Source organism: Microcystis flos-aquae FACHB-1344, from assembly GCF_014698375.1.
Taxonomy (GTDB): Bacteria; Cyanobacteriota; Cyanobacteriia; order Cyanobacteriales; family Microcystaceae; genus Microcystis; species Microcystis aeruginosa.
Map to the genome: position 1 here is coordinate 16,343 of NZ_JACJSW010000075.1, position 19,644 is coordinate 35,986.

A 19,644-nucleotide genomic window follows, 5' to 3' on the forward strand; every position below is an offset into this window, starting at 1 on the left:
AGTGAGACAATGCTATATCATTAGCCACAGTTCGCCGTTAATCTAAGTCAATCATTCCGCCCCAGCAGAATGCTCCAATTGCCAAAACCGACCCACCCCACCAAACCCCTCGTCTCCCTTGCGGAGTCCTACGAACTCTGTCGCCGGATTACAGAGAAGTATTCCAAAACGTTTTATCTCGGTACTCTCCTGATGCCGAAAGCAAAACGTCAAGCGATCTGGGCAATTTATGTCTGGTGTCGTCGTACCGATGAACTGGTCGATGGACCCCAAGCCCGGTTAACTACACCTGAAACCCTTGATTTATGGGAAAAACAGCTAGAAACCGTCTTTTCTGGGGTTGCCCTCGAGGATGCCGATGTCGCTCTCGTGGATACTCTAGAAAAGTTCCCCATGGATATCCAACCCTTTCGGGATATGATCGCCGGGCAACAGATGGATCTCTATCGCAGTCGTTATCAAACCTTTGATGAACTAAAACTGTACTGCTATCGGGTGGCGGGGACGGTGGGGTTAATGTCCAGCGCGGTGTTAGGATTGGAAGATGACGATCGCTCGGCCCCTTGGCGGCGCAATCAAAGCGTCTATATCCCTCAAGAAGAAGCGATCAATCTCGGTATTGCCAATCAATTAACCAATATTTTGCGGGATGTGGGGGAAGATGTCCATCGTGGCCGGATTTATCTACCTTTAGAGGATTTAGAGCTTTTTAACTACAGCGAAGACGATTTACTGAAAGGGGTTAATGATCACCGTTGGCAGGCGTTAATGCGCTTCCAAATTGAGCGCGCTCGTTATTACTACGATTCCGCCGAAAGGGGGATTCGCGCCCTTAATCCCGATTCCCGTTGGCCGGTTTGGGCGGCTTTACTGCTTTATCAAGGCATTTTAGACGTAATTGAAGCAAATAACTACGATGTCTTCGCCCGTCGTGCCTTCGTGCCTTTACCCAAGAAAATGCTCTATTTACCCGTGGCTTGGTTGCGATCGCAAGCGTTATAAAAATTCGACGGGTTTTGCTGCTTGCCGACTCCACCCGTCGAGTCTCAACTATTAAGTTTTCCCAATTCACCTGCTTAACTTGGGTTTGGTTTTTCAGCGTGATTTAGGAGTCACCAACCAGAAAGGTCCAGTTTCCGTGCAGGGAACATCTCGTTCGGTTTCGTAAACCACAAGACCCTCTTGCCGATCCAAAACTAACGCTTCTCCTAGACGGACGTAGGATATAAACGGGACAAGATAGCGGACGACAGGCTCATCGCTACAGGACGGCAACACCCGATCGTTAAAATACTCGTATCCCACATCCTCGACGCTTTCATAGTAGCGGATGCTGAGATCATCGATCGCTTTCCCCGGAAAACGTTCTTGGATAGCTGACCGGAGAAATTCTGGCAGCGGTCGATCGGGCGATAATAATGTTCCAGATTTCATGGCTTTTCCCCCTAAAACTAAAGGAAGCGGGAAACTCTGACAAATGCCTCCCCTATCGGGACTATTCACTTCCGCTCCCCACCCCGGCAATTTTTTACTAGGGATGGAAGCCAGCGCAGGGAGTCCCTTTGTATTTATTGTAACAAATTTCCCCGCAAAGGTTCGGGGTGATACCGTGAGAACAGGTTCTCTTGATTTTTCGTTACAAAGATTGACAAATTTATCCCTTTATTTTGGCGATAATAATAATTACCAGGCGACAAGCCAGAACAAATAGTGGAAATAGGGAAAGACGGACGAGGCTGGGACTAACTAACTAGCAATAATGATAGCGATAAAAGAAGTGGTTTAGTAGTGCCGAATTCTCGTTCCCAATCATTTAGGAGGTAGGAAAGATGACAATTTATGTCACCCGCGAGGGAGATAAACTGGTGGCCGATTCCCCACTGGAATTGGTGGAAAAATTACAACAATGTCAGGGCAGAATGGCGGAAACAAGACAGGACTTCATGACTCGGATGGCCGCACAGATGGTAGCCAGCCAAGGCGTTACCGTTCCTATCACCGATCCGGAGAATTTTATCGCCGAGCTAATCCACAACGATTTTCTGAGCGTGGTGGACAGTATTGATGGCTAAAAGTCGGCCGGGGAATTGGCAGGAAAACCTAGCCCCTAGGCTCCCTAACACTCAACCCCACTACCCTAGGTCAAAAAGCAAAATTTCCGAGTCTTCTAGAGATTGAATAGCCAAAGAAGTTTCCTCGCTAATTGCCGCTCCATCCCCCGCTTGTAAATGCACGCCATTTAGGTTTATTTGCCCTCTAGCCACTTGTAACCAGCCATAACGACTGGGGGCTAAGGAATGGGTGAGGGACTGGCCTAGGGGCAAAATTCCTGCGTATAGATTAACGTCTTGATGGACTTTAACCGCCTTACCTGCGCCGGTGGGAGAGGCGATTAATTGTAAGGTATGGGGAGAAAATTCGATCGCTTTTTGTTCGTAACTGGGTTCTAGGTCTTTTTTGTCGGGAATAATCCAGATTTGCAGGAGATGGAGGGAATTAGTGGCAGAATGATTAAATTCACTGTGTTTTATCCCTGTTCCTGCGCTCATGCGTTGAATTTCACCGTGTCGAATCACGGAACCCGTGCCGAGACTATCTTTGTGTTCTAGTTCTCCCTCCAAAACATAGGTTAAAATCTCCATATCGTGGTGTCCGTGGGTGTGAAATCCTTTTCCCCCAATCACTTTATCCTCATTAATAACTCTTAGACTCCTAAAATTAATCTGTTGGGGATCATAATATTGGGCAAAAGAAAAAGTATGATAGGTATCCAACCAACCATAGTTAGCGTGGCCTCTTTCCTCAGCTTTGCGTATAGTAATCATCAGTTTTCCTCTTTTTTATCTCTATATTCCTAGTATATAAAATATTGCCAAAAATGATCAGTAGGCACTTAAAATTCAGATAGTTACCTTACCTTCTTTTTTAGCCCAAAAAGCCTCCTACTGGGGGCTTAGGAAGAATGTAGTTACTTCTTAGAGTAGAGCAAATTATGTCGAGAATTGGCAAATATAGCTCGATTTTTGTTGAAGCTGTACTGCATTTAAATTGCGTATTGAATATTTTAGTACAAATGCTCAAACTCCTTCTCCCTGCTCCCTTCTCCCCTCTCCCCGGCAGTCTTAACGAGTAATTTAGATAGTCAACAGCTTATTATTGCGGTAAAAACGCCTAACTATAGCATTTGGGCAGGTTACTTCATAATTTGCATTTCAGCTTGCTTGCTCAAGATTTCAGGTCAAACTTAAGCCAAATCTCGCCAATCTATCCCTAAATCTTGTAACTTCTGAGCCATCTTTTCTGCTACTTCTTCAGGGGTGGGAACAAGTTTACCTTCAGGGGTAAAAAAGCGTAATTGGCTGTCATGAACACCTAAAAATAATTCTAACTGAATTTACGGGGGATACTATAGCTTATTTTGAAGTCCATGGTACGGGAAAGGCCGTCGGTGATGCAACCGAATTAGAAGTCTTATCTCATGTTCATCCAGATACGGTAAATAAGGCCGTTATTGGTTTAATTAAAGCGAATATTGGCCATACTAAGGCGGCAGGGATAGCAGGGTTAATTAAAGTGACTATGGCGGTTCATCGTCAAATTTTACCACTGGTGACGGGATGCGAGCGCCATCAGGCTCAGTTAACCGAAGACAAGGCTAGGTTACAGGTATTAAAAGAGGGGCAAATTTGGCCAAATTCCTTACCTTTACGGACAGGAGTGAGTGCCATGGGTTTTGGGGGCATTAATAGTCATATTATCCTAGAGAGATTAAGTCAGATTCGTCGTCACACTTTAACGCAACAGGAACAAAAATTAATCCATTCTCCCCAAGATGCAGAGTTATTCCTATTGAGTGCAAATCGTCAAGAAGACTTACAAGCACAGGTTAATCGGTTATTAAATATTGTTCCACTTTTGGGAAATTTTGCTAAAATATGAAAAGCGGTAAAGCGCGCAAGGTATCAGGGGGACTGACCTCCCGATCCTTTGTATCTCAGAACAAATATCGCCCTCGGCCCGAAGACAAAATTCAGTTCCGTCCGCCGCCTGGCAGTCGGTGGACGTTAAGTTAAAATGCTGGTGGATTCGGTCTGACGGGGGCATAATTTTCGGATTGTGTCTAGTTAAGAGGAGTAGAAGCAGCAATCTCCCGTTACAGCCGTAGGCTTAAGGGTGAGAGTGTCAACACCTAATCATACCCAAAACCTCAAACCTCAAAAATTGATATTCCTAACCCATAAACGAAACTGTCGAGGAGAAAATTACCTACACACAGCCAGCAAAAGAGTAATAGATTGGTGTATTATTCATCAAATAGGGACGTTAATAATTGGGCATAATGAGCGGATGAAACAATCTCTTAATCTAGGAAAAAGGAATCATCAACAATTGGTCAATGTTCCTCATTATAGATGAAGAGAAATGTTAACCTATAAAGCTCAATTAAAAGGAATAAAAGTCATAATAACTGAAGAATCCTCTACCTCACAATCGAGTGATTTAGATAGGGATGAGTTACCTAAATATGGTGAAGAAAAACCATTATTTAAGGGAAAAAGGTTAGCTAGGGGAATTGATAAAATGGGAACAAATCAATCGTTAAATGCCGATGTCAATGGGGCATTTAACATCATTAGAAAAGTAATTCCTGATGTCGTTGACCAGGGAAGAAAGGGTTTGCCGTTTAACCCGCTCCGTGCTTGAACCACTACGAATGACTAAGCTTTCAGGCTTTTAAGTAAGTTTGAGTAAGTTTAGTTGAGCGGTAATCTCAAAAGGAAAAACAGATATTATTTTGATGAAAGGCTATGGGTATCAGCATCTTGAGAATCTGGGCGATCGCAGCTAACAGTTTTCGCGAGGTTATCCGCGAGCGCATTCTTTACTTTATCGGGTTTTTTGCCTTGTTGATGGCCTTCGCTTGGCGTTTATTACCGGAAATTGCGGTGGGAACCCATCAGAAAATCTTTCTTGACTTGGGATTAGCCGCTATCGGGTTATTAGGGGTAATTGTCGCGGTTTTTGTGGGTACAGGGCTAATTAATAAGGAAATTGACAAGAGAACTATTTTAGTTTTGATTCCCAAACCCCTGAGTCGGGCCGAATTTATCCTCGGTAAACACTTGGGTTTGTCCGGGGTTTTAGCGGTGATGTTGGGGGTAATGTTGGTGATTTACCTGCTGATGTTGTCGGGGATGAAAGTATCTTTTCAAGCTTTACCTCTGATTGTCTCGGTTTTCTATCTCGGTTTGGAATTAATTCTCATCGCGGCCGTGGCGATCGCTTTTGGGGTATTTACCAGTTCGATTTTAGCCACGTTAATGACTTTTGGGGTCTATCTAATGGGTCACATCAGCAAAGATCTGATCCAATTGGGTATAATCAGCAAAAATGCCAATATCCTCGCTATCACTAAAAATATTTATCTAATTCTCCCAGATTTAGAGAGATTAAATTTTAGAAACGAGGCCGTTTATGGTTTGCTGCCTAGTGCTGATGTCTTAATCGGTAATGCCCTCTACAGTCTCGTTTATACTGGTCTATTATTGGGTATCTCCATCCTCATCTTTTCACGACGACAATTTTAACTGGGGTTGCCAAATCATACTAAATCCTGTTTAAAAACTATAGGATAGTGGGGTGGTCACTGCGTGCGCGTTGCGGGGGGAAGTGGGGTGATAGGGGAGAAACAATCCATAACTTGAGAGTTAATCACACTATTAAAAACGGATTTGGTATCAAGGGATGAATGAATGCCATCGCTGGTAGGAATGGTCAATATCGATTAGTTTATAGACATGATTAGCCATGAAATTAAAGGCACAACTGCATATTTTAAGTCGAGACGCGGTCAATTACGGACTGGCCCCCGTAGTCATGGAAGAAGCGGTTAATCCCGTCCTTGCGGCCATGGCCAGACAGTTAAAACATTTACAGTACTATGTGGTGCAGAATGGCCAGGGTGATTGGTTGCTAACCACCTTAGCCCATCGGCGGCAGCCGCAACAGGAGAAAAGGGTAATCTATGCCTTTGCTACGGAAAAAATGGCCATATCTGCTCAAAATACCCCCAATTCACCCCTATCAACGCTCCTGATTCCCGTAACCCATCTTTTATTCCAATTATTTGCCCTAGAAAAAGTAGATAGTATTATTTTTCTGGAAAATGCACACACCGCTCAAACGGGAAAAGAAATCACCCGGACCCAATTAAGGGCCAATATTGAAAAACAACTGCAAAAACTAGCGACAATTCCTGCCAATCTTGCTTAACTGAGTATCATTAATCGAGGTCAATTAGATGTCACCAGAGACTTTTTCAGCTGCCAACTTGAGTCTAGTGTAACCAGAGAGATTTTTGAGAAAGGAAGGTGTCGCTAGTGTGGGCCACACTTCACCCCATCAGATATAGTAGAAGTACAGTATATAGATTCTCAACCGTAAAACGACGGGGTTTTAACCCAAATTTTCGATAAAACGGCCCTCGATTGTCAAGCTGTATCCCTAACAATGAAGCAGTTAAACTAGGAGCCGTCGGAGGCGAAAGTCTCACCCACGTTTCTCAAGGGGAGGAGATGGAGGTGACTCTATTCTCGAACCCTAATGGATAGATTGGACTCTATCAGTATCCGCCGCTACTAATATCTTAAATCTTAGCCAGAATGCCAGATTTACACTTGCTTAATCCTCATCCACGGGCCCTAGAAACCGCCTTCATCCCCACTGCCGACCGGTCTTTTTCCTCCCCTCTATCCCTCGACCTGGCCACAATTAATCAACGTTTTGACTCCGCTAACGCCGCAGAAATCGTCGCTTGGGCGGAAGCCACCTTCGGGGAAGGTTTGGTGATGAGTACCAGTTTCGGCATTCAGGCGGCGGTAATGTTGCACCTCGTCACCGCAATTATCCCCGATATTCCCATCATTTGGATCGATACCGGCTATCTTCCCCCGGAAACCTATCAATTTGCCGAAGACTTAAGCCAACGCCTCCATTTAAACCTGAAAGTTTATCAATCTCCCCTCAGTCCCGCCCGCATGGAAGCAATCCACGGTAAACTGTGGTCAAATAACGATCTGGACTCCCTCAATCTCTACGACAAAATCCGCAAGGTGGAGCCGATGCAACGGGCCCTGAAGGAATTAAAGGCCACCGCTTGGTTAGCGGGTTTACGTCGCGACCAAACCGACCACCGCAAAACTCTCCAATGGGTCAATCAACAGGGCGAACGTTACAAAATATTACCGATACTTGACTGGAATGCCAAAACCATCTATGACTATCTGACTAAATACGATCTTCCCTACCATCCCTATTTTGATCTAGGTTATGTCTCCGTCGGCGATTGGCACTCCAGTCGGCCTTTAACCGCCGATGATAGCAACGAACGAGACACCCGTTTCAAGGGTTTAAAACAAGAATGCGGTCTTCATTTACCCTTAACCCCCGGAGAAGCACAAAGTCTCGACGCAAGCTCCCTATAACTGCCGGGGTGGGAAATTTGCCGGTGCGATCGGTTCCTAGACGTTGGACAATGGTTAATGATTATTAATCCCCCATTAACCATGGCTATTTTAGAAAATTTTCTCGAAGTCGGCTCTCTCAAGTGGTTTTATCGACAGGTTAACCCCGATCAACAACCGGATACAACCCCCGTGATCCTACTCCATGGTTTACCCGCCCATGGCTATATTTGGCGGGAATTATTAACCAGTTTAGAAGAATATAACATTAATGCCATTGCCCCCGATTGGATCGGTTCCGGTTTATCCGCTAAACCCGATGCCAGAGATTTCGCCTACACACCTAGCGCTTTTTGTCAAGCCTTGGCCGATTTTATTCAAGCTCTCCAATTGCCGAAAATCTCCCTCATTGTCCAGGGTTTTTTAGCCTCCGTCGGTTTACAATACGCCCTAGAAAATCCCGATAAAATTGAGCGTTTGATCGTTTTAAATACTCCCCTCTCCAGTGATGTTAAATTACCCTGGATAATGAAACAATGGGGGATACCTTTCCTCGGAGATATGGCGACTCAAGATCCCTTATTAGTCGATCGTACTTTAGAAACCGGTAGCGGTTTTGTGATTAGTGATGCAGATCTGGCTATTTTCCGTCAACCTTATCTAAAAACTTCGGCAGTGGGTCGCGCTTTACTGGCCACGATTCGCAATTTAAACCTATCGAAAACTATGGCAGAAATTGAGACAGGTTTAGAGAACTTTGAAAAACCTATCCTTTTTGTCTGGGGAATGGGCGATCCTTGGTTATCTTCTGTCACTGTCGAAAAATTAGCTACTAAATCAGGAGTGGAATTAATCCCCCTCGCAGAAGCGAAACACTATCCCCAAGAACATTGGTCAAAAGAAATTAGTCCACAGATTATTAATTTTCTCGGACGCAAAACCTAAAGAGCTATTTAAGGTGATGCAGAAATTGTCTCAATTACCCTTCTCTGATTATAGTAGAAGCGGAGGCTTCGCTTTTTCAAAATTTCTGCGTTTAGGGCTAGTAATTTATCGATATAACAAAAAATTATTGAAGTTTAAATAGTGATAAAAATTTTTGTTCGTTCAAAACGATAGGTAAGGAGGAGATATAGGAATAATTCTCTACAAAGACAATTTTTGGAGATTTATTTATGCAATTTAGAGAATTTGACTGGGATCAGTCTAAAAGATATTCTAATATAGAGAAGCATGGGATAGATTTTGCGGCTGTTCCTCCTATTTTCGATGGTCACTGTCTAATCAGAGAAGATAATCGCCAAGATTACCAAGAAATAAGGATGTGTTTGCTGGGACAATTAAACGGGATAATCTGTTATGTTGTCTATACTATAAGAGGGGAAACTTGCCGATTGATTAGTGCTAGGAGAGCAAACGAACGTGAGCGAAGAAAGTATCAAGAGAGTATCCCCCAAGATGGGGATTGTTAACACAAAAGAGGAAAGGCAAGATTTAACCGATTGGGAGCGAGTTAAATCGATGAGCGATGCAGAAATCGAGGCTAATGCTTTGTCAGATCCCGATGCGCTTCCTTTTGATGATGATTGGGAAAATGCGGCGATTATTTCTGCTTATAATAAATTAACATCTCAATAATTGCTAAAACTGATAATTGTCTCAGGGTTACTTGTTATGAAAGTTTAATAGACTGTTGTTCAAGAAAATAGTGATAAATTTTTTTGTTAGCTCAAAACAATAAGCAGGTAATCATTTGATAGTAATCATTCCACATTACCCTCAAATCGAATTACTTAATATTGATTATTTGAACCATATTTTCAAGTCTATGTATATAGGCCTGATGATAAGCTAAACGGCTTTTACTTCGGATCACCGATATAGACTCCAAAAGGGTTATAGCTGTTGGATCATGCAGGTTAAGCGCCGTTTAGCTTATCTCCATGCTTCTAAAATACTTTGTAATAATTCATCTTTTGAAAAACAACCAGAATCAGCTACATCTTCAATTTGTCTGATTAGATCATCTTCTAACTCCAATTCTAGCATACTCACTTGTTTAGTTGTGTCTGCCATACTTTTATCTATCTAAAAGTTGATGGAACTATCATACCATAGGAACTCAGCACTGTGGTATCTATTGAACCCCACATTACACCCACATTACACCCATTGCTATGCCTTGCATATATGTATATATAATACCACCTACTAAATACCCTATTATACCCCCTATTGTACCTAAGCATGAATAAAACCTAAGATTATTTTGGTTAAAATTTGCGAAAAATAGCCTTTTAATAACAAATAAGTCAATAAGTTGATGGTATTTGACCTATTGCACCCATTGAGTACCGTCAGGACTCGTTTATGTTGATTTGACATAGTTGACATATCTGGTGTGATTGCTTGACATATCCAGTGTAATAGTTGGTTGACATATCTGGTGTAATTAGGGTAAGATAGAATACTGTAGTTAGGATGCTAAGTTTCTAAAGGCAGACTATTATGGACATCTATGAGAAAGGACGATGACAACCCTTAAATCAAACTGTAGGGTCAATTCATGAATTGACCCTACTATAGCCCTCAATGGTAAAAATGGCTCTTCTCGACCTTAGTGATCAGTTATCAGTGAATCGATACAATCCATTCACTGAATTAACAAAAAAAAATGGCTACCAGACAATTTCGAGTAAATCTTAGTCAAAAGGACTCTGAATATCTTAAAGAAATAGCTAAAGAGCTAGACTTAACAGAGTCTGAAGTCATTCGTAAAGGATTAAAACTCATGGCTTTATATGCTAAAACTGAGACGGAGGAAGATACTCAATTAATACTGCAAAAAGGTAATGAACAGAGACCACTACTAATTGTTTAGTTATGACCAGTGATTCAAAAAATGAGACAGAGGAAGTTAACAACCCAAAAGCTCCCAGCGCTTCTTTGGCTCTTCCAACTGAAAGGAACTCTGTGCGTCATAATCTAAAGAAGAATCCGGAGCCTTATCATTTAGACAATGAAGTATCTGAATTTGATAAACCAGCTACAGCTATATCACCCTCAGACCAAAGACATAATTTTAATACTAAAGTAGCTGGTTCCTTAGCAAAGTGGCTTTGGTTGGGATTGTTAGCCACTGCTGGTTTACAAATTCTTTCTATTTGTCTCATTTCTTTTGCTTCTCTTGGAATTTTTAATTTAAATATAAATTTGAAAGCTATCGAAGAACAAGAAGTACAAAGTAGAGTGGATAAAGCGGTAACCCTAATTAATGATTCTTCTAAGACAATTTATACTTTTTTGGGGCCAATAGCTACAGCAGTCACTGCCTTTTATTTTAGTGGTTTGGGTAGTTCGTCGAAAACTAACGATGAAAACTCGGAAAATGAAAGAAATGAATAGAACTTTTAAAAAAACACGAAAAAATCTCTCTTATTGGTAGTTTTAGTACAAGGGCCAGAAATCTCAACCCCAGAAACCTCTCCTCCCCACTCTCCTATACTTTTAGATTGGAAGAAAGTTTTAGCTTAATTAATCTGGTTAAAGGCCTGTTTTTGTCGTTTCTAAATACCCCTGATAACTTGACCGGAACTGTTCGATCGATAGGTTCTTTGTCCAATATTCTACCAGAGCATGACCCCAGGCCCAAGCTTCCTTGTCGGCAGTGCTAGAATTCTCTAATAGTATTGGCCAAAGTGCCAATAAATCAAAACTTTTATTCTCCGGATTCAAGAGAGAATAAAGCTCGTAGGCCATCTGTAATTTACCGATCGCTACTGGTAATTGTTCCACAGGAATTTGTTCAGCTAAAAGATAGGCTAAGGTCGGTCTTCCTGTGGCTAAAGTGGAGATAAAACCGAGAATAGGACTTTTTAATAGGGCCGTTAAACCTTGCCCCGTGGCCATCTGTAAAGTATAGCGATCGATTATTTTCGCCGCTGCCAGGGTTCGAGTTTCTAAATCCACTAAAAAACGGGCTAAACGCAACTGTTTTGCGGGCGAAATTGCCCCCAGCAAAGCGATTGATAACTCCTCATCCCCCCAAGCTTCTCTATCCGGCTGTTGACTGACCATCGGCAAAATGCGATCGCAGAGATTCTCGAATAATTCCGCCCGATACTGCAAGCATTCGCGGATATTGACTTCTTTGGGACTTTCTCCCGTCAGCCAATTATAGGGAGGTTGCCACTCTCGCACCGGACGCAGGCGATCAACTTGAGAAACACAGACTATAACTGGTAAATTGTCAATAGTTTGTTGCAAATCTTTAAGAAAAGCCTCATCCATGGCCAGGGCGGGATCGAGGGCGGGAGTTACCAGAATCAATAAATCGGCGTTTTCGGCATAATTGAGAACCTTTTGCCGATAATCAGCCCGATTTGCCTGTTCGTAGCCCGGGGTATCCCAGAGGATTAACTCGTCTCCTTCTGGGGTTTGCCAATGGTAGGATTGGATCGCGTCGGTACTGGGCAATAGATCCACTTGGGCTAAATCGGCCCGAAAGAGAGTATTGATTAAACTGCTTTTGCCGGCCCCGGTGCGTCCAACCAGCAGAATATTAACCGGTTGGCGATCGATTTCCGTGATTGGTTCAGCTTGGGCGAGAATTTCCTTGAGAGTAGTAGTGGCGATTTTCGTCTTGGTGGGGAGAGTTGGGGCGAGATTACTGCCACTGTAGAGTAACACCGCTTGGCGAGAGAGATTTCTCAGGGCATTTTCCCGCAAAACTTGCCCTAAATTGACTAATAATTGCTGATCCGCTCGATCGCTGTACTTTTGACTGGCCACTTTAGCCACAGCCGCGGCGGGATTGATCACCCATTGCGCCCAATTCCAGACTTGCCAAAGTTTCTGGGCCGAGGGTTGCAATTTTTGATAAACTTCGTAGGCCTGATAGGCTTGGCCGATGGTGATTTGATTCAGGGCCGGGGAAAGATTCCGCATCCAGCGATCGCTATCATCCACGGTTCCCCGAATTAAACCGTAGGCCTGGGGAATGTAAATATTTAATAAGGGGTACTTGACATCGGGGTAATATATATGAGCGATGGCACTGACCAAATCCTGACAGCGTTGCCAAAAAGTCGCCCAATCTTCCCAAACCGGGCGATCATTGCGGGCCTCGACGATAATCCTCTCGATAATTTCCTCGACATTGCCCCCGGAATCACCGTCAGGAGGGGTTAATTCTGCCTTCACTTCGGCAATGGTGGCTTCAATTTCCCCGACCACTGGGCGCGTCCATTTGACCAACAGGAAGCGCCAAGCAACAAAAATCAGGGTAAAAACTGCCCAAATCCAATTTAAACCCCATTGATTGATCTGGAAACTGGCGGCCACGATCAGAAAGATGACCACGGCGGCGATCGGAACTGCTAAAATCAACCCTTGCCAAGTTTTTAACCGTAACATTGCTCGATCTGGTTTTTTTCCATTCTACCGATCTCTGATTCTCGGTTAGGGGGGCAGAAATTAGACAGTGGCATCAATTTGGGCGAGGATTGCCGTGGATAACTGACAAAGTTGTTGATGACAAGGACCATTACTAGCCATGATCCCCCCCCATTGCCGCACATCGCCGCGATTATAGCGCACGGGTTGACCGTCAAAATAGGAAAATTTGCCGCCTGCTTCCGTTAAAATCAACTCCGGAGCGGCAAAATCCCAGTCTTTAGCCGCCGATTTCCCCGATAGGGAGATATAAACATCGGATTTTTGTTCGAGGATCGTGGCAATTTTACAGCCCACACTAGCCACATAATTTTTACCGAAGAAGGGTATTTGACTTAATAAATTATCAAAACGTTGGTCGCGATGGGTACGACTAACCACCAGATAGAGATCGGTAATTTTATCTTTATTGGCAACTTTTACCTGTGTAATATTTCCGTGGCTAGTTTCTAGAAAAGTGCCTTTTCCTTTTTGGGCAAAATAGAGTTTTTCTTGATCAGGTAGGGCAACCACGGCGATGATCGGTCTTCCTTGATAACATAAGGCGATATGTAGGGCATATTCTCCCGTTTTGTCGATAAAATCGCGGGTTCCGTCCAAAGGATCGATAATCCATACCCAATCTTTCGGGATAGCTTCATTACCCTGATGGGTTTCCTCGCTCAGATAACCAAAGTCGATATCAGAAAAATTTGTTTGTAATTCCCCTAAAATATAGTTATTTGCCGCTAAATCCGCCGCCGTCACTGGTCCGCCTTTTTTCTTCTTGTTGACGGCTAAATCCTGTTCACCCCGGTGGTAGGATTGGAGAATTTTAGCACCACCCCAACCGACGGCACGAGTCACAGCTAAAATGCGATCGAGTGTTTCGGTATCTTGACAGGTTAAATTAATCATAAAATAGCCTCAGTTTTTCAGACTTATTATACTAAATCCGTTGAGTATAGGCTACTCATAGAGGAGAGGCAAAAGGCAAAAGGCAAAAGGCAAAAGGGGAAATAAATAATCAGTTTTTCAGACCTATTATCTACTAAATTGAAAGACTGGCATCTTAGCTTATCATCCCTTGCTTCCTAACTCCTGACGGGCTTAATTTTGCTCTTGCCAAAAATAATCGGCGGGTTTTTTGGTTTCTGCTGGTGATGATTGAGGAGCATCTCCCAAGAAAACCGAGCGCTGGATGACGCGATCGCCTAATCTTCTTTGGACTCGACTGGGAATACCGTAACCGTAGGCAATATGACCTTTTCCTGCTAGGACGATGATCTGATAGTCGGGATGAGCTTGCCAGAATTTAGCGATCGCATCGGCCATGGTTTCATCCCAGAGGACCTGTGCCAGAAAAAAGCGATCGAATCCCTGACTTTTGCCCCCCGTGTGTTGCTGATAAACGGCTAAGATCTGTTGACGATACTCCTCGTTATCCTGGTTTATTTCGCTTTTAGGGGGAATGTAGGTCATTTCTGAGGTGGAGAGGCTTTCTAAGCCCTCCCGTGCCACTTTTCTAGTGATTTCCGTGGGTGTATTTAGGGCGATAGCTGGTAGTTTTTTCGCCTTGGCCAAGCGCAGGATCGGGGCGTAAAATTCCCAATCAAATCCCCAACGTTGGTCGTATTCACTTTTTTCTCTCAACTGATTTTCGCTAATTTTGCCGGCTAAATACTGATCCAAATAGATTTGGTAAGGACGTTGAAACATCTCAAAAGCGATCGCTATTTGGGGATTATTAGCCTGTAAATACTCGATAATAGCTAATTGGGCCTGATGGTCGGCTTGACTATCGTGCCTTTCCCCCAGATAAATAATCTCGGCTGTTTTTAAATCGGCCAGAATTTGTTTTTGGCTATTAGTAAAACTCCAGGCCTGGGGCAGCAAAATAAACAGTAAGCAGAGGGCAAGGAAAACGGGAAAAAAGCGTCGAGAGAATTTCATCTTTTTAAAGGTCTTTTAAGAAACTGATCTTAACCGAAGCCAAGACAAAAAGGGTGAGCAATGCCCACCCGCAAAAATTTTCAGAGAACCTTTCTGGTTTAGTAGGTTTCTACGTGCCAGCGATGTTCTTTTTTCAGTTGTTTCTGATAGACAGACCAATCGGTGCCATTTTTATTGGCAGCACCACTGATAGCATCGTCGATACCATCTTCCATCCCTTTAAGTCCGCACATATAAGCGTGGGTTTTGGGACTTTGGAGTAGATTCCAGATTTCGTCAGCGTGTTCGGCTACCCGGTGTTGAATATACATTCTGCCGCCCTGGGGATTTTGCTGTTCCCGGCTGATGGCATAGGTGAGACGGAAGTTATCGGGGAATTCCGCCGCGATTTTCTCTAATTCTTCTTGGTAGAGAATATTGGCCGTTTTGGGAACTCCGAAAATCAACCAAGCTAGACCTTTGAATTTATAATCTTCGTGTTGTTCCTTGAACATCCGCCAGAGGAAAGCTCGGAAGGGAGCGATTCCCGTCCCGGTGGCCATCATAATGATAGTGGCATCTTCATCACTGGGCAGCAGCATTTCCTTACCCACCGGACCAGTAATAGCCACATCGGCACCCACCTCTACATTACAGAGATGGGTGGAACAAACTCCATAAACGGTTTCCTTGGTTTCTGGATGTTGGTATTCTAACTGACGCACGCAGAGGGATACGGTTTTATCGTCTAATTTATCACCATGACGGGTGGAGGCGATCGAATAGAGTCTCAATTTATGAGGTTTGCCATTAGCATCGGTACCCGGGGGGATAATACCGATACTTTGGCCTTCTAAATAGCGTAAATCGCCCCCAGAAAGGTCAAAGGTGACGTGTTGTACGATACCGATACCCCCCTCATCAACGAGAGCATAATTCTCGATACATTTGCCGATAAAGGGTTGATTCGGACGGTAGATGTTGACGGGGATATCTGTTTTTTCTTTCGCTTGGGTCATGGCCTTTTTCTGGGTCTGTTCGGTGACGGGCGATGATTGAGCGATTGGCTGTGGTGTGGAGGCACTAGAAACAGTTGCTACGGGGGCAATCCCATTTAAGGGTTTGATGCTGACGATACGACCACCTAAACGGGTAATCCGACGCATTTCTTGATTCATGCGACTGTAGGGAACCGTGAAAAACACGCTTCCACTCTGACGGATTGAATAATCCAAGCTGTCAGTATTGTCGTTTTGATTGAGACCCGCCACTTCGTAAACAAATAAACGGTTTCCCGCTAGTGTACTCGGACTGTACATTAAATATAACTCCCAACTCAAGTCACGATAATCGTTCCATAGTTTAGCCTACCATCGGTACACTACACCTAGGCCTAATTGAGAGTTATCTTAAAAAAACCACAGACATCGCTTTTATCTTTATCCTTAAGGATAGGTCAACTCTCTGGTTAAAATCTGTTACATTTGCAGCATTTTTACTTTTTATTAAGATTTCTGCTACTTTTCCCTATTTGTGCTAAAAATCCCCCTGGTTTGCCTGATCAGGACAAGAGCGGGGGACAGATATTAGCGATGATTATTTTATGAACTACTAGACCTCGGCTGCGTTTAAGGGTTTAATGCTGACGATGCGAGCGCCTAAACGGGTAATCCGACGCATTTCTTGATTCATGCGGCTATAGGGAATGGTTAAAAAGACACTGCCACTCTTACGGATAGAATAATCTAGGTTATCAGTATTGTCATTTTGACTTAAACCGACGACTTCATAGACAAAAAGGCGATTTTCTTTGGCACTAGAGAGACTTTGCATCGAAATGGCTCCTACATTGATGTTATAGTTCTCTAGTTTAGCCTAGCAGGGAGACTAGCAATCTAGTTAATGGCCGATTTACGCCTGTTTATTGTACCATAACGCTCGATCGCAATTGTCCACAGGCTGCATTGGCCGCTAAACCTCTCGAATAACGGACAGTAACGGCGACTTTTTCCTGTTCTAAAATAGTTTTAAAAGTCTTAATTCTCTTTTCATCAGGCCGTTGATAATCCACCTCTTGAATGGGATTAAGTGATCGCTGTTAATTGTTTGAAGATCAGCCTGCTGATAAGTCGCAACGCTACCTCCTTGATCTAGTGTAGTCGATTGATGTCGTACTACTTATCATCCTTGATGATGTCTCGCAGATCTGTACTGACCTGGAAGGACAATAGAAATGTCCCTTTAGGGGTTTGTATAGTAGTAAATCTCCAAAAAAGAGAAATTTGTTCATGTCGAGTTCTTAGCAAGAAACTTTTTATATTATACCTATCTTGAACGCTAGTATATTCTTGCAGAACCGTATAGTCTTTACAGACACCGTACTCCTGATTGAATACCTTTAAAACACTTTTTACCATAGAAATTTGTTGATTAATTTTATCTAAGGCATCTTTTCGATCTTTTTCACTTGAATCTGAATGTAGTGATATAAATTTGATCGCACTATCCCTCCAAAAATCGACCGCCCCATCAATATTACCCGCTTTGTAAAGCTGCAAAAAATCACGAACAGGCACAGGAAGTTGTGCCATCTCCTCATCATCAATTACGATCAAGGTGGGTGTGGTTGGTTCTTGGCCGACAAGTAGCGGTTGACTATAAGCTACCCCAGGAAAACAATTAAAAACCGCTAAAGTTCCTAAAGCTGCAATTGCTAATATTTGACTTTTCATGATCCTTACCCCTGAACTCGAAAAAATCACCAACAGTCGAGTTACTGCGGTTGACAAGTACTAAAATCTACTTCTCTGAAAAAATTCCGTGGCAGTATAACCAAAACCGCTAGTTAAAGAAGCACACTTAACAGTTACTTGCCCCCACCGTTGAGGTGTTGCCCGATAACCATCCCGATCTTGATTAAATTTTACAATTATTAACAAACAACACAGCCAACACTCCTCTGTTACTCTAATTATAACAGAGAAAACTGATGATAGAGTAGTGAACAAATCAAGTTTATTTGACCATGACGCTCGCTCGCAATTGTCCACAGGCCGCATCGGCCGCTAAACCTCTGGAATAACGGACAGTAACGGCGACTTTTTCCTGTTCTAAAATAGTTTTAAAAGCCCTGATTCTCTTTTGATCAGGCCGTTGATAATCTACCTCTTGAATAGGATTATAGGGGATGAGATTGACGTGGGATTGAAAACCTTTCACCAGTTTGGCTAATTCCCCTGCGTGTTCGGGTAAATCATTAACTCCCGCTAAAAGAATGTATTCAAATGTCACCCTTCGTCCCGTGATTTGAACGTATTCCTGACAGTCTTGGATCAGATTAGTTAGGGGATAATGGTCGGCACTGGGGATTAATTTGGAGCGAACTTGTTGATTAGAAGCATGGAGACTAACGGCAAAAGTTATTTGCAAATTATGTGCCGCTAGTTGCTTGATTTTATGGGGCAATCCCACGGTAGAAATCGTTAAACAACGCTGACCGATACCCACATCTTGATTCAGGCAATGAATCCCTGTCACCACTTCGGGGATATTTAATAAAGGTTCCCCCATCCCCATAAACACCACATGACTAACTCGCTGCTGAAAATCCTCCTGTACTGTTAACACTTGGTCAACGATTTCATAAGCTTTTAAATTACGAGTAAAACCCCCTTTTCCCGTGGCACAAAAATCACAGGCCATGGGACAACCCACTTGGGAAGAAACACAGACTGTTAATCTTTTTTCACTAGGAATTCCCACCGCTTCGATAATTAAACCATCGGCCAGTTTTAGCAGATATTTACGAGTGCGATCGGGTGCTACACTGCGATAATGTATAAGGGAACGACCAATAGGATAGTCTGCCATCTTGCTGCGCCATTCTTGGGGGAATACGGAAATATCAGCCAAAGAATGCACTCCTTTTTCGTATAGCCATTGGTGTAATTGTTTACCCCGATAAGCGGGTTGTCCCTGGTCTTTTACCCAGTCGGTCAGTTCCTCTAAAGATTTCGCTAGTAAAGTCATAATTGTTATCGTTGATCGCCTTACCATTCTAACCGATCGATCATCCCTAGAAGCAAAACCTGAACAAAATTGTATTCATTAATTGACATCTTTTACCTTTACTCCTTCTCTAGTCTTTGTTAGTCAATAGACCTCTTGCAAAAATCAAAAATCTTCCGTTAGGTGAGGAGCCAGTAGTCAGGAGTCAGGAGTCAGGAGAATTAAGAATGAGCATTAATCAATTAAATGCTCTATTTAGAGATTTTATGCAATTTTATGTCTATTTTTCTCATTTTTGCACTCTCGAAAATTAATTATGCAAAAACTCTAATTAAATACTTAAAACTATAACTTAAACTTAGCCTGACGACAAAAACCAGAGAAATCGTGAGCGAGGGTTAGCCATCCGTTTTAACGGATGGTAGTCGAGCGAACAAGGGGATTTATCCCCCTGTATCATTTATTAGTTTGATTCTCAATGTATTTTTTAATAGTTTCCGTAGAAGCGTTGCCAGCAGTTGAGCAGAAATAGCTAGGAGTCCACAGAGTGGGTAGTTTTAACAATTCTGGAAATTCTTTTCTTAAGTGATGAGATAGTCTCCCTTTGATTCTTTTAATTATTGTGGTCGGGGAATAACTAGGGTCTGATTCCAAAAATAAATGAATATGATCTGGCATTATTTCTAATGCGTTCTCGCGTTGCGACCAACCTCCAGTTATTTTCTTGGCACAGGTCAAAAATAATCGACTGCGCTCTTAACTTAATGTCCCCTTTTAATACCGCTTTTCTCCGTTTTGGACACCAGAC

22 protein-coding genes and 3 pseudogenes are annotated in these 19,644 nt (G+C 43.0%); 12 read left to right on the forward strand and 13 right to left on the reverse strand.

Going from position 1 to position 19,644, the window contains the following annotated elements; translation table 11 throughout:
- Positions 1–69: 69 nt before the first annotated feature.
- A complete protein-coding gene (gene crtB, locus H6G48_RS05775; RefSeq protein WP_190719994.1) occupies positions 70–1,002 on the forward strand; it encodes a 15-cis-phytoene synthase CrtB in 933 nt (310 codons plus the stop codon).
- 93 nt (positions 1,003–1,095) lie between these two features.
- On the opposite strand, the gene H6G48_RS05780 is transcribed toward crtB, so the two are convergent.
- Entirely contained in the window at positions 1,096–1,572 is a 477-nt protein-coding gene (locus tag H6G48_RS05780; protein WP_190720034.1) for a hypothetical protein, read from the reverse strand.
- 257 nt (positions 1,573–1,829) lie between these two features.
- On the opposite strand from H6G48_RS05780, the gene H6G48_RS05785 reads away from it, so the two are divergent.
- Positions 1,830–2,072 carry a hypothetical protein gene (locus H6G48_RS05785; RefSeq protein WP_002795543.1) on the forward strand — a complete coding sequence of 81 codons (243 nt, stop codon included), beginning with the start codon at positions 1,830–1,832 and terminating at the stop codon, positions 2,070–2,072.
- 60 nt (positions 2,073–2,132) lie between these two features.
- Here the strand turns inward: H6G48_RS05785 and H6G48_RS05790 are convergent, their stop codons facing one another.
- A complete protein-coding gene (locus H6G48_RS05790; RefSeq protein ID WP_190719997.1) occupies positions 2,133–2,825 on the reverse strand; it encodes a pirin family protein in 693 nt (230 codons plus the stop codon).
- A 419-nt stretch (positions 2,826–3,244) separates the two neighbouring features.
- A pseudogene (locus tag H6G48_RS26080) lies at positions 3,245–3,391 on the reverse strand (Uma2 family endonuclease); the annotation flags it as partial.
- Between the two features lie 17 nt (positions 3,392–3,408).
- Between H6G48_RS26080 and H6G48_RS27125 the strand changes: the two are divergent.
- The 8 genes from H6G48_RS27125 (at position 3,409) to H6G48_RS05830 (ending at position 9,101) form a co-directional block, all read left to right on the forward strand.
- Positions 3,409–3,939, forward strand: a complete 531-nt coding sequence (locus tag H6G48_RS27125) for a ketoacyl-synthetase C-terminal extension domain-containing protein (protein ID WP_479724314.1) — start codon at positions 3,409–3,411, stop codon at positions 3,937–3,939.
- A 483-nt stretch (positions 3,940–4,422) separates the two neighbouring features.
- Positions 4,423–4,704, forward strand: coding sequence for a zinc ribbon domain-containing protein (locus tag H6G48_RS26095; protein ID WP_242034544.1), 282 nt, complete (start codon positions 4,423–4,425; stop codon positions 4,702–4,704).
- 104 nt (positions 4,705–4,808) lie between these two features.
- On the forward strand, positions 4,809–5,588 hold the full coding sequence (locus H6G48_RS05805; protein ID WP_190720000.1) for an ABC transporter permease: 780 nt from the start codon (positions 4,809–4,811) through the stop codon (positions 5,586–5,588).
- 220 nt (positions 5,589–5,808) lie between these two features.
- Positions 5,809–6,273, forward strand: coding sequence for a hypothetical protein (locus H6G48_RS05810; protein ID WP_190720003.1), 465 nt, complete (start codon positions 5,809–5,811; stop codon positions 6,271–6,273).
- A gap of 389 nt (positions 6,274–6,662) precedes the next feature.
- A complete protein-coding gene (cysH, locus tag H6G48_RS05815) occupies positions 6,663–7,484 on the forward strand; it encodes a phosphoadenosine phosphosulfate reductase (protein WP_190720006.1) in 822 nt (273 codons plus the stop codon).
- A 57-nt stretch (positions 7,485–7,541) separates the two neighbouring features.
- Complete coding sequence (locus tag H6G48_RS05820) at positions 7,542–8,408, forward strand: alpha/beta fold hydrolase (protein ID WP_190720009.1); 867 nt, start codon at positions 7,542–7,544, stop codon at positions 8,406–8,408.
- Between the two features lie 230 nt (positions 8,409–8,638).
- A complete protein-coding gene (locus H6G48_RS05825) occupies positions 8,639–8,935 on the forward strand; it encodes a BrnT family toxin (protein ID WP_043995702.1) in 297 nt (98 codons plus the stop codon).
- Complete coding sequence (locus H6G48_RS05830) at positions 8,922–9,101, forward strand: hypothetical protein (RefSeq protein ID WP_024970469.1); 180 nt, start codon at positions 8,922–8,924, stop codon at positions 9,099–9,101. The genes H6G48_RS05825 and H6G48_RS05830 overlap by 14 nt, the downstream gene beginning before the upstream one ends.
- Positions 9,102–9,398: 297 nt before the next feature.
- Here the strand turns inward: H6G48_RS05830 and H6G48_RS26100 are convergent, their stop codons facing one another.
- A complete protein-coding gene (locus H6G48_RS26100) occupies positions 9,399–9,539 on the reverse strand; it encodes a hypothetical protein (protein WP_242034545.1) in 141 nt (46 codons plus the stop codon).
- Between the two features lie 598 nt (positions 9,540–10,137).
- On the opposite strand from H6G48_RS26100, the gene H6G48_RS05840 reads away from it, so the two are divergent.
- Both H6G48_RS05840 and H6G48_RS05845 read left to right on the forward strand, forming a co-directional pair.
- Positions 10,138–10,344, forward strand: coding sequence for a hypothetical protein (locus H6G48_RS05840; protein WP_002762605.1), 207 nt, complete (start codon positions 10,138–10,140; stop codon positions 10,342–10,344).
- A gap of 2 nt (positions 10,345–10,346) precedes the next feature.
- Positions 10,347–10,868: a hypothetical protein gene (locus tag H6G48_RS05845; RefSeq protein WP_190720012.1), complete on the forward strand. Its 522-nt coding sequence runs from the start codon at positions 10,347–10,349 to the stop codon at positions 10,866–10,868.
- Between the two features lie 138 nt (positions 10,869–11,006).
- Here H6G48_RS05845 and H6G48_RS05850 read toward each other — a convergent pair whose 3' ends face one another.
- From H6G48_RS05850 to tnpA, 9 genes and pseudogenes are all read right to left on the reverse strand, one after another.
- Positions 11,007–12,878 carry a GTPase family protein gene (locus tag H6G48_RS05850; RefSeq protein ID WP_190720015.1) on the reverse strand — a complete coding sequence of 624 codons (1,872 nt, stop codon included), beginning with the start codon at positions 12,876–12,878 and terminating at the stop codon, positions 11,007–11,009.
- A 60-nt stretch (positions 12,879–12,938) separates the two neighbouring features.
- A complete protein-coding gene (locus H6G48_RS05855) occupies positions 12,939–13,814 on the reverse strand; it encodes a 3'(2'),5'-bisphosphate nucleotidase CysQ family protein (RefSeq protein ID WP_190720018.1) in 876 nt (291 codons plus the stop codon).
- A gap of 192 nt (positions 13,815–14,006) precedes the next feature.
- Positions 14,007–14,849: a ChaN family lipoprotein gene (locus H6G48_RS05860; RefSeq protein ID WP_190720022.1), complete on the reverse strand. Its 843-nt coding sequence runs from the start codon at positions 14,847–14,849 to the stop codon at positions 14,007–14,009.
- A 98-nt stretch (positions 14,850–14,947) separates the two neighbouring features.
- Positions 14,948–16,147, reverse strand: coding sequence for a ferredoxin--NADP reductase (gene petH / locus H6G48_RS05865; protein ID WP_190720025.1), 1,200 nt, complete (start codon positions 16,145–16,147; stop codon positions 14,948–14,950).
- A gap of 292 nt (positions 16,148–16,439) precedes the next feature.
- Entirely contained in the window at positions 16,440–16,661 is a 222-nt protein-coding gene (locus tag H6G48_RS05870) for a phycobilisome linker polypeptide (protein ID WP_190720028.1), read from the reverse strand.
- Between the two features lie 88 nt (positions 16,662–16,749).
- Positions 16,750–16,914: pseudogene (locus H6G48_RS05875) on the reverse strand (dual-specificity RNA methyltransferase RlmN); the annotation flags it as partial.
- Between the two features lie 88 nt (positions 16,915–17,002).
- A complete protein-coding gene (locus tag H6G48_RS05880; protein ID WP_190720031.1) occupies positions 17,003–17,560 on the reverse strand; it encodes a hypothetical protein in 558 nt (185 codons plus the stop codon).
- A gap of 283 nt (positions 17,561–17,843) precedes the next feature.
- Positions 17,844–18,857, reverse strand: coding sequence for a dual-specificity RNA methyltransferase RlmN (gene rlmN, locus H6G48_RS05885; RefSeq protein WP_147073732.1), 1,014 nt, complete (start codon positions 18,855–18,857; stop codon positions 17,844–17,846).
- Between the two features lie 435 nt (positions 18,858–19,292).
- A pseudogene (gene tnpA / locus H6G48_RS27395) lies at positions 19,293–19,644 on the reverse strand (IS200/IS605 family transposase); the annotation flags it as partial.

Excerpts from the sequence above, each read along its gene's own strand:
- H6G48_RS05860 (WP_190720022.1), bottom strand. The coding sequence starts at position 14,849 with ATGAAATTCTCTCGACGCTTTTTTCCCGTTTTCCTTGCCCTCTGCTTA.
- H6G48_RS05810 (WP_190720003.1), top strand. The coding sequence starts at position 5,809 with ATGAAATTAAAGGCACAACTGCATATTTTAAGTCGAGACGCGGTCAAT.
- H6G48_RS05790 (WP_190719997.1), bottom strand. The coding sequence starts at position 2,825 with ATGATTACTATACGCAAAGCTGAGGAAAGAGGCCACGCTAACTATGGT.
- cysH (WP_190720006.1), top strand. The coding sequence starts at position 6,663 with ATGCCAGATTTACACTTGCTTAATCCTCATCCACGGGCCCTAGAAACC.
- H6G48_RS05845 (WP_190720012.1), top strand. The coding sequence starts at position 10,347 with ATGACCAGTGATTCAAAAAATGAGACAGAGGAAGTTAACAACCCAAAA.
- H6G48_RS05855 (WP_190720018.1), bottom strand. The coding sequence starts at position 13,814 with ATGATTAATTTAACCTGTCAAGATACCGAAACACTCGATCGCATTTTA.
- H6G48_RS05840 (WP_002762605.1), top strand. The coding sequence starts at position 10,138 with ATGGCTACCAGACAATTTCGAGTAAATCTTAGTCAAAAGGACTCTGAA.
- H6G48_RS26095 (WP_242034544.1), top strand. The coding sequence starts at position 4,423 with ATGTTAACCTATAAAGCTCAATTAAAAGGAATAAAAGTCATAATAACT.
- H6G48_RS05785 (WP_002795543.1), top strand. The coding sequence starts at position 1,830 with ATGACAATTTATGTCACCCGCGAGGGAGATAAACTGGTGGCCGATTCC.
- H6G48_RS05870 (WP_190720028.1), bottom strand. The coding sequence starts at position 16,661 with ATGCAAAGTCTCTCTAGTGCCAAAGAAAATCGCCTTTTTGTCTATGAA.
- H6G48_RS26100 (WP_242034545.1), bottom strand. The coding sequence starts at position 9,539 with ATGGCAGACACAACTAAACAAGTGAGTATGCTAGAATTGGAGTTAGAA.
- H6G48_RS05880 (WP_190720031.1), bottom strand. The coding sequence starts at position 17,560 with ATGAAAAGTCAAATATTAGCAATTGCAGCTTTAGGAACTTTAGCGGTT.
- H6G48_RS05830 (WP_024970469.1), top strand. The coding sequence starts at position 8,922 with ATGGGGATTGTTAACACAAAAGAGGAAAGGCAAGATTTAACCGATTGG.
- H6G48_RS05805 (WP_190720000.1), top strand. The coding sequence starts at position 4,809 with ATGGGTATCAGCATCTTGAGAATCTGGGCGATCGCAGCTAACAGTTTT.
- rlmN (WP_147073732.1), bottom strand. The coding sequence starts at position 18,857 with ATGACTTTACTAGCGAAATCTTTAGAGGAACTGACCGACTGGGTAAAA.
- petH (WP_190720025.1), bottom strand. The coding sequence starts at position 16,147 with ATGTACAGTCCGAGTACACTAGCGGGAAACCGTTTATTTGTTTACGAA.
- H6G48_RS05850 (WP_190720015.1), bottom strand. The coding sequence starts at position 12,878 with ATGTTACGGTTAAAAACTTGGCAAGGGTTGATTTTAGCAGTTCCGATC.
- crtB (WP_190719994.1), top strand. The coding sequence starts at position 70 with ATGCTCCAATTGCCAAAACCGACCCACCCCACCAAACCCCTCGTCTCC.
- H6G48_RS05820 (WP_190720009.1), top strand. The coding sequence starts at position 7,542 with ATGATTATTAATCCCCCATTAACCATGGCTATTTTAGAAAATTTTCTC.
- H6G48_RS05825 (WP_043995702.1), top strand. The coding sequence starts at position 8,639 with ATGCAATTTAGAGAATTTGACTGGGATCAGTCTAAAAGATATTCTAAT.